The following is a 15,357-nucleotide window of genomic DNA, read 5'->3' as shown; positions in this document are numbered from 1 at the left end:
GACGCGCGCGGTCCGTGCTTCTCGGTGGGCCGCGGGGCGAAGGTGCCGAGCATCGGTTTGGCGGCAAGCCGCGCGGGAGTGCGCCACGGTGTGAACGTGCAGGTGGTCACCGATCCGGACGGCAGGTTGCTGTGGCTCTCACCCCCGCGCTGCCGGGCCGGTCTCAAGACCTGACCGCCGCCCGCACCCACCGGATCATCCGCGTTTGCGAGCGCCAGGGCGTCCCCATCCTGGCGGATCTTGCCTACCAGGGCGGTGGCCCCTGGCTGACCAGGGCATCAAACACAGCCCCCGCAGGAACTCACCTCCACCGAGAAGACCGTCAACCGGGCCCTGGCCGCGGCACGGGGCACCGGTCGAACGCGGTGTCGCCCGCCTGAAGTCATGGCGGATCTTCCGCAGAGCCCGCTGCAGCCCGAACCGCATGACGTCAATCGCCAAAGCCGTCCTCACCCTGGAGCGGCAACGCTGAAGAAACTCACTGAAGAACCACCACACCACGTCGCCGCTTGCGGCTACGGTGGGCGCGTCGTTTCAGAAGGAGGGGAATTGCCAGAGCTACGGTGGCAGGTCGTGGCCGAGAGCCTCGAACGTAGGTGCAAGGCGCCGGCGGCCGAGCAGATTACCATCGCCCGCGCCTTGGCCTTGCCCCTAGGACAGGCCACACCCGCGCCGGTCGCTGCCGCCGAGCTGCGCGTCCTGCTTCGAATGCCTCTGGGACTCACGCTCGCCGGTGACTTCGGCGACGACGAGTACGAGGTCCTCCTCGATCTCGCGAACCGCACGGACCTGGCGGTTCCCGACATGGACAAGCTCGGGTGCCGGGAGGTGCTTAACGCCTGGCTGCGCGTCGCCCGTGACCGCGAGTCCGCCGCCGCCCTGCGTCGGCTAGAGCCTGCGGTCGATGACGTAGTTACCGCTCGGGACCGGCGCAAGGGGCCGGATATGCACGGCGAGATCTCATCAATCGGCGCCAATGGCCGACTGCACTTCCGGGGCGGCCACGGGCTCGGCACTGCGCCGCATCGGGTCACCCGCATCACCCGCCCCGGTGAGGACGGCTATCTCGATCAGCTCCATCTGGCCCGCGAACAGGCCGCTGCGGTTCAGAGCAACCCGGCTCGGATTACCCGAGCCCAGGAGGCACAGCTGGAACGCTGGCGGATCAACTTTCCAGCGACCCCGGCGGCGATCGAGGCACTGCGCAACGCACTGGAGACAGCGGACGACGAGGCCGCGATGCAGCGGCTCTTGGAGAAGCACCCGGCACTGCTGGCCGGCACCGTAGTGGGCACCCACGACACCTGGATCCGGCCCCAGGTTCAGCTCGGCAACCACTACATGGCCGACTTCATGATCGCCGGTCAGACCTCACTCGGAGTTCGGTGGACGCTGGTCGAACTGGAGAGCCCGGTCAGTCGCCTGACCAACCCCGGCAATAGGCGGGCGACGGCCACCCTGCGGCACGCGGTCGACCAGATCGAGGACTGGCGCAGGTGGCTATCCACCAATCTGCACTACGCCCGCTCGGCGCGCGACGCCGACGGGCTGGGCCTGCCGGGTATCACGGCCGAAGTCCCAGGCTTGATCATCATGGCCCGCGAGACTTACGACGACGCAGCCGCCGAAATCCGGGAACTGCATGCCCGGCGCTCCCACATCCAGGTACGCACCTACGACTGGCTGATGCGCATCAACGAATCCCCCGACCCTCTGCGCCGAGACGCCCCCGACCAACGCCTTCGGCTCGCTTGAAACCAGCCGTCCCTCTGCAAGCAGCGTCAGCCTGGAAAGACCGAGGCCCTGGCGTTCTCGATGGAGTGCAGAAGGCACGCCTTCATCGGGTGTGCCGGCCGGTCAGCCCGAAAGCCCACGGGCGTGCCTGCCGAGCCAATGGGCCGTGCCGGGGCAGTTGGTCGTGGCAGCCTGTTCCGTCCCGGAGAGGAGGGATGTGCTGTGCGTCATGACGCTCGTTTGACGCTCTGGTCTCCCGCAGGCGGGACAGCGAGCCGATGAATGGCCTCTGACCTGGCCTTTTCCGAGACTCGCTCAAGCCGACATCTTTCCGATGACGCACCACGTGGAGTGCGTCGCGATCCTCGAGCCCGTGGCGAAGGGCGCCTGACCTGCAGGTTTCCCGGTGTGCGTGATGTGCACCGTGGGTGATGCGGGCGAGTATGAGCGCGGCCGTGAAGCCGGTACCAGGGCGGTACCGGCTGCAGCAGGAGGTGCTCCGCGCGACTTGGCAGTTCCCGTCAGGCGCCCTATGAGCTGGAGCGGCGCGTTCCTGAGCGGCGCACGCTGCGTTCCGTCAGCGGGCCCGCTCCACGCGGCGCTCGTCCCACACCGGCTCCGGCGTCTCCCGTACCCGGCCGTCGCTGCCGAACACCAGGAAGCGGTCGAAGGACCGTGCGAACCAGCGGTCGTGGGTGACCGCCAGGACCGTCCCCTCGTACGCCTCCAGCCCCTCCTGCAGGGCCTCCGCCGACTCCAGGTCCAGGTTGTCGGTGGGCTCGTCCAGCAGCAGGGCGGTGGTTCCCTGCAGTTCCAGCAGCAGGATCTGGAAGCGCGCCTGCTGCCCGCCGGAGAGCCGGTCGAAGGCCTGGTCGCCCTGCCGGTCCAGTTCGTAGCGGCGGAGCGCCGACATGGCCGCGCCCCGGTCCTGGGCGTGCTCGGTCCACAGGATGTCCACCAGGGTGCGCCCCATCAGTTCGGGATGCGCATGCGTCTGGGCGAAGTGGCCCGGTACCACCCGTGCGCCCAGTGTCACCGTGCCCGTGTGCGCCACGCCCTCCCCGGCCAGCAGCCGCAGGAAGTGCGACTTGCCCGACCCGTTGGAGCCGAGCACTGCCACCCGCTCGCCGTAGAAGACCTCCAGGGAGAAGGGCTTCATCAGCCCGGTCAGCTCCAACTGCTGACAGGTGACGGCCCGCACCCCGGTGCGCCCGCCGTGCAGACGCATCCGGATCTCCTGCTTGCGCGGTGGCTCCGGCGGCGGTCCGACCTCCTCGAACTTGCGCAGCCGGGTCTTCGCCGCCTGGTAACGGGAAGCCATGTCGTCGCTGCGCGCGGCGTACCGCTGCATGTCCTGCACCAACTTCTTCAGTTGGGCGTGCTTCTCGTCCCAGCGGCGGCGCAGCTCCTCGAACCGGGCGAACCGCTCCTGCCGCGCCTCGTGGAAGGTGCCGAAACCGCCGCCGTGCACCCAGACGTCGGAGCCCGCCGGGCCCGGCTCGACCGCGACGATCCGATCGGCGGCCCGTTCCAGCAGCTCCCGGTCGTGCGAGACGAACAGCACGGTCTTGCCGGTCTCACCGAGCCGGTCCTCCAGCCACCGTTTGCCCGGTACGTCCAGGTAGTTGTCGGGCTCGTCCAGCAGGAGCACCTCGTCGGGACCCCGCAGCAGCACCTCCAGGACGAGCCGCTTCTGCTCACCGCCCGAGAGCGTGCGAACCTGACGCCACTGCGCCTTCTCGTACGGCACGCCGAGCGCGGCCATGGTGCACATGTCCCACAGGGTCTCCGCCTCGTAGCCGCGTGCCTCCGCCCAGTCGGCCAGGGCCTGGGCGTACTTCATCTGAGCGGCCTCGTCGTCCACCGTCATGAGCAGGTGTTCGGCCGCGTCCACGGCCTGCGCGGCTTGCCGGATGCCCGGCGGCGCCACCGACACCAGCAGGTCGCGGACCGTGCTCTCGTCCCGCACCGAGCCGACGAACTGCCGCATCACCCCGACACCGCCGCTCGACGTGACCGTGCCGCCGTGCGGCTTCAGCTCGCCGGACAGCAGCCGCAACAGGGTCGTCTTGCCGGCGCCGTTCGCGCCGACCAGGGCCGCCACCGCTCCCTCGCCCACCCGGAACGACACGTCGCCGAGCAGGATGCGCCCGTCGGGCAGGTAGTACTCGAGGTGAGAGGCCTCCAGATGTCCCATGTTTCCTGTGTCCTTGTCTGCTGTACGGATACGGCGTGCTGCGCCGGCGCGCTGTGTGGGCGGGAGGCCCCGGACCACGGTGCCAGGCCTGCCCGGTCGGAGGCTGCTCATTTTTTTCGGGGCCGCCGGCGGACGGGGTCCCCGAGGCCGCCGGGGCGTCCGCTCAGGCCGCCCGGGGGGCGGGGGTGTCGGCCGGGGCCGTGAACCGGTGGCGTACGGCGAAGGCGAGGGCGGCGCCCACGAGCAGGGCGGCGACCGCGGCGACGAAGGCCGCCCAGGTGCCGTAGGCGCCGACGAGGAGACCGCCGAGCTGAGCGCCGACGGCGGTGCCGACGACGTTCACGGTGATGACCCAGGTGAAGGCCTCGGTGATGGCGCCCGACGGGGCCGTGCGCGCGACGAGTTCGTACTCCACGGCCGTCACCGGGGCGATGATCACGCCGCCGAGGGCGAGGGCCACGCCCATCGACCAGTTGTCCCAGGCGAGCAGGGGCAGTGCGGTGAACGCGGACAGGACGAGCAGGCCTATGGCGAAGGTGCGTTCGGCGGGCCACTCCCGGGTACGGCTGCCGTACCAGAGCCCGCCGACGATCCCGCCGACGCCCCAGGCGCCGAAGATCAGGCCGACGCTGTCCGCGGAGCCGTGTTCCTCGGCGAAGGCGGGCAGGACCAGGTTGAACACGCCCATGGACACGGCCGCGCAGACCAGGACGGCCAGCAGCCGGACCAGGCCCGGCGAGCGCAGCGCCCCCAGCAGGTCGCTCTCGGTCTCCGTGGCGCGCCAGTTGCGCGATGCTTGCGTGGTGGCGAAACCGAGGGCGCCCACCCCCGCCAGGACCCCGCCGACGACCAGGGCCGTGGCGGGGGTTCCCCAGAACAGTACGGCGCTGAGCAGCAGCGGTCCGCCGATGACGAAGACCTCGCTGAGCACCGCCTCCAGGGAGAAGCCCGCCTCCCGGCCGCTGGGCAGGGCGCTCCACAGCGATCGGACACAGCCGCTGATCGGCGGGATCGTGGCGCCCGCGACGCTCGCGCACACCAGCTGCGGGATGCGGGCGTCGGGCGCCGTGCACACCAGGCCGATCAGTGCCAGCGGGTGGACGACTCCGGTCAGGAGGAGCAGGGGAGTCTGGCCGTGCACGTCGACGCGGCGGGCGACGACCGGCGCGAGGACCGCACCGCCGAGCGTGTAGCAGGCCAGCAGCAGGCCCGCGGAGCCGTAGCCCGTGCCGCGCGAGGTGGCGAACACGACGAGGGCGAGCGTGACCAGGTACAGCGGGAACCGGCCGACGGTGCTCCACAGCAGTGGGGCGCGCATGGCCTTGTCGCTCAGGACGGTGAGGAACCGGTTCCTGGTGGGCGGGGATTCGGAGCCGGTTTCGGTGGACGGGTCGTCGTGCCGGCTGTCGGATGCGGCGTGGGTCATGGTCTTCTCTCGGTTCTCGTGGAGACGGTCCACGAGGAGGGACGGTCCGCCGGGCGGCGAAGTGCCGGTCAGAGCGCGGCAACGACGGCGGCGATCTCCTTGGCCAGCAGGATCTGTTCCGCCTCGTCGACTTCCGGGGTGAGCGGTATGCACAGGGTGCGGCTCAGCCCGTCACGCGTTGCGGCGAAACCGTCCCGGCTCAACGGCGCGTAACGGTCGTCGCCGTCGGCAAGGTTCCACGGGAACCCGTCCGCGTACAGCGAGGCACGGCCCGCCACCACCGGGTGCTCGGGCAAGAAGTACTTGTCCAGGCTCCAGCAGGGCAGCCCCCGTTCCTCCAGCCGCTCCATGGCCCGGTCCCGCAGCTGTCGCGACTCCAGCAGCAGCCGCACGCTGGTCTTGACGTCACCGGGGCGCTTGGCGGTCACGGTGACGTCCGAGCGCTCGCCGAGCGCCTCCAGCGTCAGGGCGTAGTGCCGCTCCAGAGAGGAGAGGATCTCGTCCAGCCGCCGGAACTGCTGGAGCTGTACGGCGGCCACGGCCTCGTTGGCACACAGGTTCTCGCCGTAGAACGCGCCGGGGTTCCAGCCCGGGTACTTGCCCTGCTCGCGGGCCGAGCCGTGGTCGGTGTAGGAGCGCAGGACGTCCCAGTGAGCGGGGTCGCGGACCACGACCAGGCCGCCCTCGCCGGAGGTGAGGATCTTGGCGTGGTGGAAGCTGAAGGTGCCCGCATAGCCGACGGTGCCGGCGTGCCGCCCGTCCGTGTGGCGCCCGCCCGTGGCCTGCGCGGTGTCCTCGATCAGGTACGGCACCCGCTCGGGCAGGTCGACGACGGTGCCCTCCATGTGCGCCACCACCACTCGCTCCGCGTCCGCGGGCAGCAGCGAGGCGTCCAGGCCGAACCGCTCATCGACGTCGACGAGCACCGGAACCAGCCCGCAGGACAGCACGGCGCCGGCCACCGCGACGAACGTGACCGCCGGTATGTACACGGGGTCGCCGACCCGCGGTCGGGTGCCCATCAGTGCCACGCGCAGGGCCTGTGTGCCGTTCGGCACGGTCAGCGCCCGCCCCGCGCCGAGCCGCTCGGCCGCGTACGCCTCCAGCAGGTCGGCGTTGCTCGGCGCAGGGGCGCTGTAGCGGAAGAGGACCTTGTTGTCGAGGGACCGGTGCAGTTCGGGGGTGTCCTGCAGGGAGAGGTAGTTGGCGCCGTAGGGGAAGGGACGCAGCATCAGGAGGCTTCCGCTCGAGGTGGGTGGACAGGGGCTGAGGGGCGGAGGCCCCGTCAGAACGGGGCGAGGAGGAGCTGCCGGACCTGACGGGCGACGCGCTGGGCGCCGCGCCGGTCGTCGCCGGAGTGCTCCAGTGCCCGGGAGACACGGCTCCACAGCGGGTCGGCAGCTCGGACGGCGCGGTCGGCCGAGGTGTCCGGCGCGGCCGCGTCGAGCACTCCGACACCGGTCGCCTCCGTGATCCCGGCGAGCCGACCGGCCTGGTCCGCGTCCAGTGCCGGGAGCAGCAGCAGCGGGACCCGAGCGGCGTGTGCCTGGTTGACGGCGGTCAGCAGGGGCGAGGAGACCAGCAGCGACGCCTCGGCCAGCAGCCGCTCCGTGGCGGCCTCCTCGACCCCCACGACGGGCAGCGCGTCGGTGTCCTCTCCGGCCGCGGACAGCAGGGCGGACCGTGCGGGCACGGGCGCGTCCAGGACCACACCGAGCAGCGGTTTCCCGTCGTACCGTGCCGCTTCCGCGGCGGCGCGCAGGGCCGCGCCCGCCCGGGCGACGGCCGCGTGGTCGGCGGGGTCCAGATCCGGTGTGGACAGCTGGACTACGGCGCCGCGCGCCGCACGCGCCCGGGCGGCCCGGGGCGGGGCGATCGTGCCGACCGCGTGCACGCCCTTGGCGCGCTGTCCGGCCAGCCAGCCGGGCCGGTGCAGGCAGCGGACGGCCGACGGCGGCCAGATGCCGCCGGGCGGGGGGCCACCGGAGGCGACGAATACGACCGGCACGCCGGAGGCGCTCAGACGCGCGGCGAGAACATCGTCGTCGCACACCACGGCGGCGTCGGGGGCGGGGCCCGCGTCCGGCTCACCGGTCAGCTCGATTTCGGTGAGGTGGCTGCTGACATGGCGCAGCACGGCCCGGGACTCCAGCGCGGGCCGGGCGGCGACGAGCACGCGCAGCCGCGGCGGGGCGGGGTGCGGGGCGGTGGTGGGTGAGGACATGGTGGCTCCGGGCGCGGTCGGTTCCAGACGCGGGCGGGATAGGGGGCGGGCGGGGCCGTCAGTAGTTCCAGGCCGGTACGGCGCCCATGCGGGCGAGGTCGTCGCTGTAGCCGGCGGCGGTCGTGGAGCAGCCGCCGCACATCGTCGGACCCTGCTGCTTGAAGAGATCCGCGTGGGTGCGGAAGACCGGGCTGTCGAGCATGACCTTGCCGTCGGTGCGCAGCGGAGCGCCGCCGGGACCCTCGTCCCCCTCCTTGTGCGGCAGGCAACTGCACGAGAACATCCGGCCGTTCTTGCCGTCCAGGTAGATCACGTCGTCGGTGACCAGGCACAGCGGCTCCGAGGCGCGCGGCGGCAGGGACTCCTCGAAGAAGGCCTTCTGCTCCTCGGGTGTGTTGCCGTAGAAGCGCTTGCCGAGCGGCACGAGCGTGGTGGCCGGGTCGGCGGTGTAGATGGGCTCGCAGGCGGCGATGACCTCCTCCGCCGACGGATAGCGGATCTCACGGTCCAGCTTGATCGCGGACAGCTCCCACTGCTGGACGCCGAGCTCGGTCAGCGTCCGCTGCAGCTCGGGCATCTGCGCGAAGTTGTGCGGTCCCACGACGGAATTGACGCGCGGGATGATCCCCAGCTCCTTTGCCCGGCGCAGCCCTTCCAGACCGTTGTCGAACATGCCGGGAGAGCGGCGGTAGACGTCGTGGGTGGCGGCGGAGGAACCGTCCAGGCTGACGATCACCTGGGCCAGTCCGGCGTCGGCGAGCCGGTCGACGAAGCGGGGCAGGAACATGCCGTTCGTGATCAGCGACATGCGCATGCCGTGCTCCGTGCCCATGCGCACCAGCTCGACGACGTCCCGGTGCATCAGCGGCTCGCCGCCGGTGAAGCGGACGTAGCCCACCCCCTTCGCCACCGCCTCCGGCAGCAGTTCGGCGAAGTCCTCCGGGCTGAACCGGTAGGTGTCCCGCGACAGGGCGAACTCGCACATGAAGCAGTCGGCGTTGCACGCCTCCAGCACACGGATGAACAGATACCTGTGTCGGTCCTGCATGATCGGTCAGCCTTTCAGGAAGGTAGGTCGGCGGGGTGGTGACTGGTGCTGCGACGAGCCGCGGTGGCCCGCACGATGTCGGCGACCTCCGCCGCGCCGCCGGTGCCGACCAGCCGGGCCAGAGCGGTCCATCGGCCTTGCTGCCGCTCGACCGAGGCGAGGCAGGCGGCGATGCGCTCGGTCAGGGCCGCGCGGACCGGCGCGGGGGTGCGGGCGGCGCGCGCGATCCCGCCGTAGATCCGTTCCAGGGCGGCATCCTCGCCGGGCGATCCACCGCCGTCCGCGACGTCAGCGGGTGCCGTGGCCAGGCGGGCGTCGAGCACCTCCTGGGCGCGGAACACCTCTTCGGGCCACTCGGCGACCAGTGCCTCGGTGGCCTGCGCGTAGAAGGAGGCGTTGAGGATCTGGCTGATGTTCTGCGGGGGCAGGCACACCACGGGCACCCCGCGCGTGCTGGTTTCCAGCAGCGTGGTCAGACCGGGGGAGGTGAGCAGGACGTCGGCCTCGGCGATCTCGGCCAGGAAGCCCTGGTGGTCGAGGGGGCCGCTCCGTACGTCCAGGCCCGCCGGGAGGGTGATGCCGTCGAACACGCCCTCGGGCACGTTGCCGCACAGGGTGACCTGCCGGGCGCCCCACGCGGCGAGAGCGCCCAGCGCGGCCGGCACCGTCAGGGACAGGTAGGCGGACGGGTCGTCCAGCAGCGGTGACAGCAGGCCGCCGAGGCTTACCACCGCGCGGCGTTCGCCGGCCCGCCGTACCTGGCGTTCTGTCCGAACCGGCCCGGGGACGACCACGGACTCGACCCAGTGCAGGTTCTCCACGCGGGCCAGCACGGGCCAGGCCGGACCCGGCAGCCCGGGAACCAGCTGCGCGCAATAGGCGCTGGCCTGCAGCGGCAGGCTGTCCAGGTCGTCCTTCGTCCACAGGAACGGCAGGCTGTCGACGAACACGACGGGGCAGCCGGCGTCCTCCAGCGCCACCGCAGCGGCCCGGTCCAGGACGCACACGGCGGCGTCCAGGGCCCGCTCGTCCACCAGGGCGCGCAGCGCCCGCGCATCGGTGAGGTCGACGTCGTGCCACTCCTCGACACCGTGGCCGCGTACGATCTCGCGGCCGAGCCGCGAGCCGAGCCCGACGAAGCGGACGCAGTCGCCGAGCTCCGCCCGCAGCGCGTGCACGATCGCACCGAGCTTTCCCGCGCTGCCCCAGCCGAACTCGACACCGCACAGGGCGACGGTGACGGCGGTGGGCGGCCGGGCGGGCCCGGCGGCCGCGGGGGGTGTCCGCAGTGCGGTCGTCATGCCGGCACCACCGTTTCCGCGGCGGCTGCCTCCGCCGCGGTCGCGCCGGGGCGGTCCGTCGCGTGCCGGTGGTAGGCCAGGGCCGGGTCCAGCTCCGGTGCGCTCCACGGCCCCGGCCGGACGCCGAGACCGGCCGCCCAGTCCAGGGTGGTGCGGACCGCGCCGCCGAGGCTCTGCGCGGACCAGCTGGCGTCGAACGGCAGCTGCAGCACCGGGGAGATCTCGCCGAGTGCCGAAATCATCGGGCTGTAGTTGGTGCCGTGGTCGAGCAGCAGGGCGACGGGCTTGCGCAGCGCGGAGGCCCAGCCCAGTTCGAGCGCGACGCCCGTGGAGGGCGGGGTCCCCGGGTAGGCGAGCACCAGGTCGGCGCACTGCATCGCGCGGAAGTCGGAGGGGACGCACTCCTGCGGGGGCAGACCCCACTCGCCCCACCCCTCGTTGTGGTGGGCGTTGAAGACTGCGTGCCCGGCGTCGAGGAGTGCCTCGCGCAAGGCCGACAGCCGCTGCCGCCACTGCGGACGGACCACGCCGTCGGCCGGATCGATGAACTGCACGAACGGCGCGGCGAGAAAGACGCGCAGGCCACCGGTGAGGCCGTCGCCGATGTGCCGGCCGGCCGCGGGCTGCGCGGCGGCAACGGGCGTAGGGGGCGGGGGAGTGGTGCCGCTCATGCCCGGTCACCCGCCTCGGTCAGCCGGTCGTACTTCAGGGCGTTGCCGCGGGCCAGCTCCACCGGGTAACGCTGCTCGTTGAGGGCGAGCTTCTCGCGGGCGGCCGCGAGAAGGTCGATGCCGGCCGAATGGGACAGCCTCAGGAGGTAGTTGAGGATGTCGGCCAGCTCGTGGGCGAGTTCGCGGCGGAACTCGGGGTCCTCGAAGGGGCGTGCCGCGGCCTCCTGCGGGGTGAGCCACTGCAGAAGTGCCAGCAGTTCCCCGCTCTCGCCGCCGAGGGCCATTGCCAGGTCCTTGGGGTTCTGGAAGGCGTCCCAGCCGCGCGCGGTCACGAAGGAGTGCAGTTCGGCTGCGTACTGGTCCAGGTCACTCATGTGCGTCTCCGGTGCGGTGTGGCGCTGCGGGCAGGGGTGTGTGTGTCAGGGCTGTCACCGTGTGATCACCTTGGTCCGGGTCGCTGGGCTGCTGTCGCTGTCACACCAGGTGCCGTCCGGCCGAGGACTCCCGCAGGGCACGGGACGTGCGCATGTCCCGGGGAGACGGCCTTCGTCAGCCGGCGGTCGGTGCCGTGGGGCTCCGCATCGTGGCTCGCCGTCCGGCGGAGGGAAACCCGCCCTGTCGTCACCGCGCGCCCGCTGCGGCGGGCGCCGGGACATCAGGGACAGGGCCTCGGCAACACCGCAGCTCTCGTTCGTGACAGGACGCTAGGCGCGGCCGGACAAGTTTGTCAATGACCCGTCGAGGCTTGTCAAACTTTGGCAAGTGATCTAGGTTTACGCTGACCAAGCGACGGTCGCCGACTTCCAGGAACTACCGTTTCGGGCCGGCCCGTTCGCACCTACAACCTCCGGTGGGCCGACAAGGACCACCGCGCTCGAATTGCAGGGGGAACACCATGAAGAACGCCCGTCGTCGCACTCTGTCACAAGGACCCGTGGCCGGGCTCACGGCCGGCGTCACCGCCGTCCTGTCGGCCCTCGTCCTCGCAGCGGGGGCGGCCACCGTTCATGACGGCGCCGAGGGTCCTGCGGCCCGGGCCGCGCACGTGAGCATCGACTGGCCGCTTCACGGCGCGCACGACAACCGCGTGCAGTCCGCTCCGGCTGCCGTGACGGTCCCCATCGACTGGCCGTAAAACCTGCGGGGTGTCCGGTTGCGGCGAGGGTTTGCGCCTGCGCGGAACAGGTCGCGGAGACCGGTCTTGACCTGCACGGCATCCGTGGCGACCCCGCTCGCCGCGACGGGACGGCCGGGCGTTCCGTCGCGGTACCGGCGTGCCGCTGCGCGGCGTCCCGCGCGGGCGGAGGCGGTGCCCGGGCGGAGCCTGCGCAGCCGCAGCCGCAGCCGCAGCCGCAGCCGCAGCCGCAGTCGCAGTCCGAAGTCCCGGCGACCGGCCCGGTTCGCCGGGCCGCCGTCCCCTCAGGCCGGGGTTGCCAAAAGTTGACAGCCTTGTGACTCGCGCTGATGATGGCTCCGTCCACGGGGGACCCACAGGCTCAGGGATGGCGTAAGTGCTCGAACAACCCGAGTTCGGTCAGCTGGTGAAGACCCTCCGGCAGGAGCGGGGCCTGTCCCAGGCCGAGGTTGCCAAGGAGGGCATGTCCACCGCGTATCTGTCTCGCCTGGAGTCCGGGGCCCGGCGCCCGACCGCCAAGGTGCTCGACCACCTCACCCGGCGACTGGGCGTGCCCGCGTCCGTCTTCCAGGGCACCCGCACCTCGCTGCTGGGTCAGGCCCTCGCCTCCGCCAGTTCCTCGGACGACACCGACGACGCCATACGGCTGCTCGGCGAGGCCGTCCAGGCGGAGAGCGGCGAGGACCTCTCCCTGCGCTGGCTGTCCCTGTGGAAACTGGCCCAGTTGCACGCCAAGCAGGGCAAGCGCCAGGACGAACTCGCCGCGGCACGCGAACTCACGCAACTCGGCGACCGCCTGGAGGTGGCCACCCTCCAGGTGCGCTCCCGCACTCTCCTCACCCGCTGCCTGCGTGCCGTCGGTGACATCGACGAGGCCCGCGCCGTCGCCCGGACAGCCTTCGGCGCCGCCGGCAACGGGGCCGTTCCGGTGGCGGACACCATCCGCGCCCAACTGGTACTCGTCTCGGTCGTGGCGGAGTCGGGCCTGATCACGGAGGCGCGCCGGCTCGCCGACGAGCTGCTGGAGCCGATCGACGTCCTGCCCCCCGTGCTGCGCGCCGAGGCCCTGTGGTCGGCCGCCAACGTGCGCATCCGCCAGGGTGACGACCAGGGCGCCGCCGGGCAGTTGCAACGGGCCCTGACCGAACTGCCCAGCCACGACGACCTGATGCCCCGGCTGCGGCTGGCCGCCTCCTCCCTGTACCTGCAGATGTCCCCGCGCCGGGTGACCGAGGCCCAACAATTGCTGGCCGAGGCCGAACGCGCGCTGGGTCTCTTCGGAGGTCCGCTGCACCGTCAGGAGCTTCTCGTCCTCAAGGCCCATCTCGCCTTCCAGCAGGGGGACTTGACGCAGGCCGAGGGGCTGTGCGAACAGCTCACGGACGCCCTGCCGCAGCTGACCTTCCGCGACCGGATCCGGCTTGAGGTCCTCGCCCACCAGATCCGCATCCTCGAGGGCGACCGCGAAGCCGGCGTCCGTCGTGTCGAGGAACTCGCCCTGGAGGCCCAGAACGCCTCCAACGTCCACCTGGCCTCCGAGGTCTGGCGCACGCTGGCCGAGACCCTGGCCTGGGCCTCGGAGGGACAGGCCGCCCCCAGCAGCCGGAAGCCCTCGAACTTCCTTGAAGGAGTCACCCGCTGATGCAGTCCGCCCTCCACGCCGGCGCCGATGGGACGGCGGTCCCGGCCCCCTCCCCCTTCCTGACGGTGGACGACCCGGCCACGTACACCGCGGCCGTCGAACAGTTCCTCACCGATCCCTCCCCGGCGACCGTCCCGGTGTGGACCGGTGGCCGCCCGGACCTCGCCGCCTCCGTCGGGCTCGCGGCCACGGTGTACTCAGGCGTGCGCCGCCCGGCCCCCCACGCACGCGGCGTCCTGCTGAGCCCCGACACCCTGCCCGCCGGGCTCGCGGCACTGATCGCACCGCTGGCCGAGGAGTGGCTCGACGAGAAGGAACTCTCAGCCGCGCTCTTCGACGAACCCGGCGCGCGGCGCCGAGCGCCGGGCGGAGCCGGACCGGCCCCCGCGCGTTCCCTGGTGATCGCCGGGCTGTACGAGCACTTCACCCTCGACCCGCTGTGGGCCACCCTGCTGGCTGCCGCCCACCGTGCCGACGTGACGGTCACCTTCCTCACGGGCCGTGACGCTGCGTCCCTCGCCTGGTTCACCGCCAAGCAGTACGCCGGCATCGCCGCGGACGTCCGGCAGCTGGGCCTCTACACCTCCACCGACCGTCCCCCGGCCCCGGAGGGCATCCACCTGCGCGACGAACGCGACGTGGAGGGGGAGGACACCAAGACCGAGATCCTCGGCACCCGCTGGAGGCGCATCCTCTTCCAGGGCCACGGCAAGGACGACTCGATCAACCTGGCCGACTTCACCGTGTGCGGCCTGAACGAGATCGCCCCGCGCGCCCCAGGGCTGCTCGGCCCCGCCTGCGCCTACGGCCCCACCTGCTACAAGCCCATGGACAAGCTGATCCAGCTGCGTGAGGTCCGCGCCGCCGAGATCGTCCTGAGCTCGTGCAACAACGCTCCCTTCGCCGACGCGGGCAGCTACGACCCGAAGTACCAGCTGATGCTCAACGCGATCGACGGCACCGCCAAGGACGTCGTCGCCGCGGTCACCATCCATGACTCCGACCGCGTGGAGAACCGGGTCTGGATGGACGCCGCCCTCTGCGGAGCTCCCTCCGCCCCGAGCCTGAATGCCGGCATCTCCACCGCCCAGCCCTTCCCCGCCTATCTCCACTTCGGCATGGCCGCCGATGACGCGGGCCCCGTACCCGAGCCGCCGTCCGTGGACCCCGATCCGCTGCTCCTCACCACCTCGGCCCGCCTCACCGCCTACCTCGCCGGCGGGCTGCTGCCCCCCAACAACCCGCTGCGACCCCGGCTGGGCAAGCTCGCCGCCAAGGTCGACGGACTGGTCACCCGCCGCTCACTGGCGGCCCGTGACCAGACCGGCACGACGCGCAGCCTCCTGGACGATCTGCAGTCCCTGGACCAGGCCATCGCTGCGCGGATCGCCGAGAACCCGGAGAACGAACTCAGCGACTACCCAGCCCACTTCGGCGACCGCAGCCGCCTTGACGCGTCCTCCGCGGCGCAGGTGCAGTGCCACTGCGGTCGGCCCGCCGAGCGGTTCACCCGCAGGGCCCTGGTGCCCACCGCGCTCGATACCGAGTGCGTCGTCTGCCCGCGCTGCGGGGACGTCTCGCTGCGACTGCCCGGCGCGCCGACGGTGCTGGTCCACGCCGACGACGAGGTACCCCAGGGCGGCACTCTCCGGGTACGGGTGGTGGTTCGCGGCGCCCGCACCGGCCCGCTGCGCCTCGGCGTCTACGTTCCACGCTACCTGCGCGCCGACTGTGCGGTGGAGCCGGCCCTGCACAGGATCCGCGTCGCGCCCGATGAGGACCGTGAGGCCGAGTTCACCTTGCGTCTGTCCGCCGACACCTCGCCCCAGGCCTACTACCTGACCGCGTACGCCGTCCAGGACCTCGCCGTCACGATGGCCCGCCGCCACTTCGGCGTCGTACCGGGCTGATCCCCGAGCCGCCCCGGACGGGCATGCCTCCGTCTTCGCGGCGGTGTCCGGCCGGCAACCAGTACGGGT

Annotated in this window: 12 protein-coding genes and 1 pseudogene; 5 read left to right on the top strand and 8 right to left on the bottom strand. The window is 71.9% G+C overall.

The window, feature by feature from the left end; translation table 11 throughout:
• Window positions 1-81: 81 nt before the first annotated feature.
• Together IH80_RS41820 and IH80_RS0104885 are read left to right on the top strand one after the other, a co-directional pair.
• Window positions 82-472, top strand: a pseudogene (locus tag IH80_RS41820) (transposase family protein); the annotation flags it as partial.
• Between the two features lie 101 nt (window positions 473-573).
• Window positions 574-1,755 (top strand): Shedu anti-phage system protein SduA domain-containing protein, encoded by a 1,182-nt coding sequence (locus IH80_RS0104885; protein ID WP_051808810.1) that lies wholly within the window; start codon window positions 574-576, stop codon window positions 1,753-1,755.
• A gap of 556 nt (window positions 1,756-2,311) precedes the next feature.
• Here the strand turns inward: IH80_RS0104885 and IH80_RS0104880 are convergent.
• From IH80_RS0104880 to IH80_RS0104845, 8 genes are all read right to left on the bottom strand, one after another.
• Window positions 2,312-3,931, bottom strand: coding sequence for an ABC-F family ATP-binding cassette domain-containing protein (locus tag IH80_RS0104880; RefSeq protein ID WP_030957969.1), 1,620 nt, complete (start codon window positions 3,929-3,931; stop codon window positions 2,312-2,314).
• Window positions 3,932-4,094: 163 nt separating this feature from the next.
• Window positions 4,095-5,357 (bottom strand): MFS transporter, encoded by a 1,263-nt coding sequence (locus IH80_RS0104875; RefSeq protein WP_051808841.1) that lies wholly within the window; start codon window positions 5,355-5,357, stop codon window positions 4,095-4,097.
• Window positions 5,358-5,425: 68 nt separating this feature from the next.
• Window positions 5,426-6,589, bottom strand: a complete 1,164-nt coding sequence (locus IH80_RS0104870; RefSeq protein WP_030957965.1) for a DegT/DnrJ/EryC1/StrS family aminotransferase — start codon at window positions 6,587-6,589, stop codon at window positions 5,426-5,428.
• Window positions 6,590-6,642: 53 nt separating this feature from the next.
• Entirely contained in the window at window positions 6,643-7,581 is a 939-nt protein-coding gene (blsF, locus tag IH80_RS0104865) for a CGA synthase-related protein (protein ID WP_030957963.1), read from the bottom strand.
• A 58-nt stretch (window positions 7,582-7,639) separates the two neighbouring features.
• On the bottom strand, window positions 7,640-8,629 hold the full coding sequence (blsE, locus tag IH80_RS0104860; RefSeq protein ID WP_030957961.1) for a cytosylglucuronate decarboxylase: 990 nt from the start codon (window positions 8,627-8,629) through the stop codon (window positions 7,640-7,642).
• 14 nt (window positions 8,630-8,643) lie between these two features.
• Entirely contained in the window at window positions 8,644-9,930 is a 1,287-nt protein-coding gene (locus IH80_RS0104855; protein ID WP_051808808.1) for a hydroxymethylcytosylglucuronate/cytosylglucuronate synthase, read from the bottom strand.
• Window positions 9,927-10,601 (bottom strand): nucleoside 2-deoxyribosyltransferase, encoded by a 675-nt coding sequence (locus IH80_RS40595; RefSeq protein WP_051808805.1) that lies wholly within the window; start codon window positions 10,599-10,601, stop codon window positions 9,927-9,929. The genes IH80_RS0104855 and IH80_RS40595 overlap by 4 nt, the downstream gene beginning before the upstream one ends.
• A complete protein-coding gene (locus IH80_RS0104845) occupies window positions 10,598-10,975 on the bottom strand; it encodes a nucleotide pyrophosphohydrolase (RefSeq protein WP_030957957.1) in 378 nt (125 codons plus the stop codon). The genes IH80_RS40595 and IH80_RS0104845 overlap by 4 nt, the downstream gene beginning before the upstream one ends.
• Before the next feature lie 560 nt (window positions 10,976-11,535).
• On the opposite strand from IH80_RS0104845, the gene IH80_RS0104840 reads away from it, so the two are divergent.
• The 3 genes from IH80_RS0104840 to IH80_RS0104830 all read left to right on the top strand — a co-directional run bounded on the left by IH80_RS0104840 (window position 11,536) and on the right by IH80_RS0104830 (window position 15,288).
• A complete protein-coding gene (locus tag IH80_RS0104840) occupies window positions 11,536-11,736 on the top strand; it encodes a hypothetical protein (protein WP_030957956.1) in 201 nt (66 codons plus the stop codon).
• A 376-nt stretch (window positions 11,737-12,112) separates the two neighbouring features.
• Complete coding sequence (locus IH80_RS0104835; RefSeq protein WP_030957955.1) at window positions 12,113-13,378, top strand: helix-turn-helix domain-containing protein; 1,266 nt, start codon at window positions 12,113-12,115, stop codon at window positions 13,376-13,378.
• Window positions 13,378-15,288, top strand: coding sequence for a hypothetical protein (locus IH80_RS0104830; protein ID WP_030957954.1), 1,911 nt, complete (start codon window positions 13,378-13,380; stop codon window positions 15,286-15,288). Before IH80_RS0104835 ends, IH80_RS0104830 begins: the two co-directional genes overlap by 1 nt.
• Window positions 15,289-15,357: the final 69 nt, after the last annotated feature.

The sequence above is a fragment of the Streptomyces sp. NRRL S-378 genome (assembly GCF_000720645.1).
Classification (GTDB): Bacteria; Actinomycetota; Actinomycetes; order Streptomycetales; family Streptomycetaceae; genus Streptomyces.
Note: the sequence above shows the minus strand (reverse complement) of the source record. Positions and strands in the feature narration are given on the sequence as shown.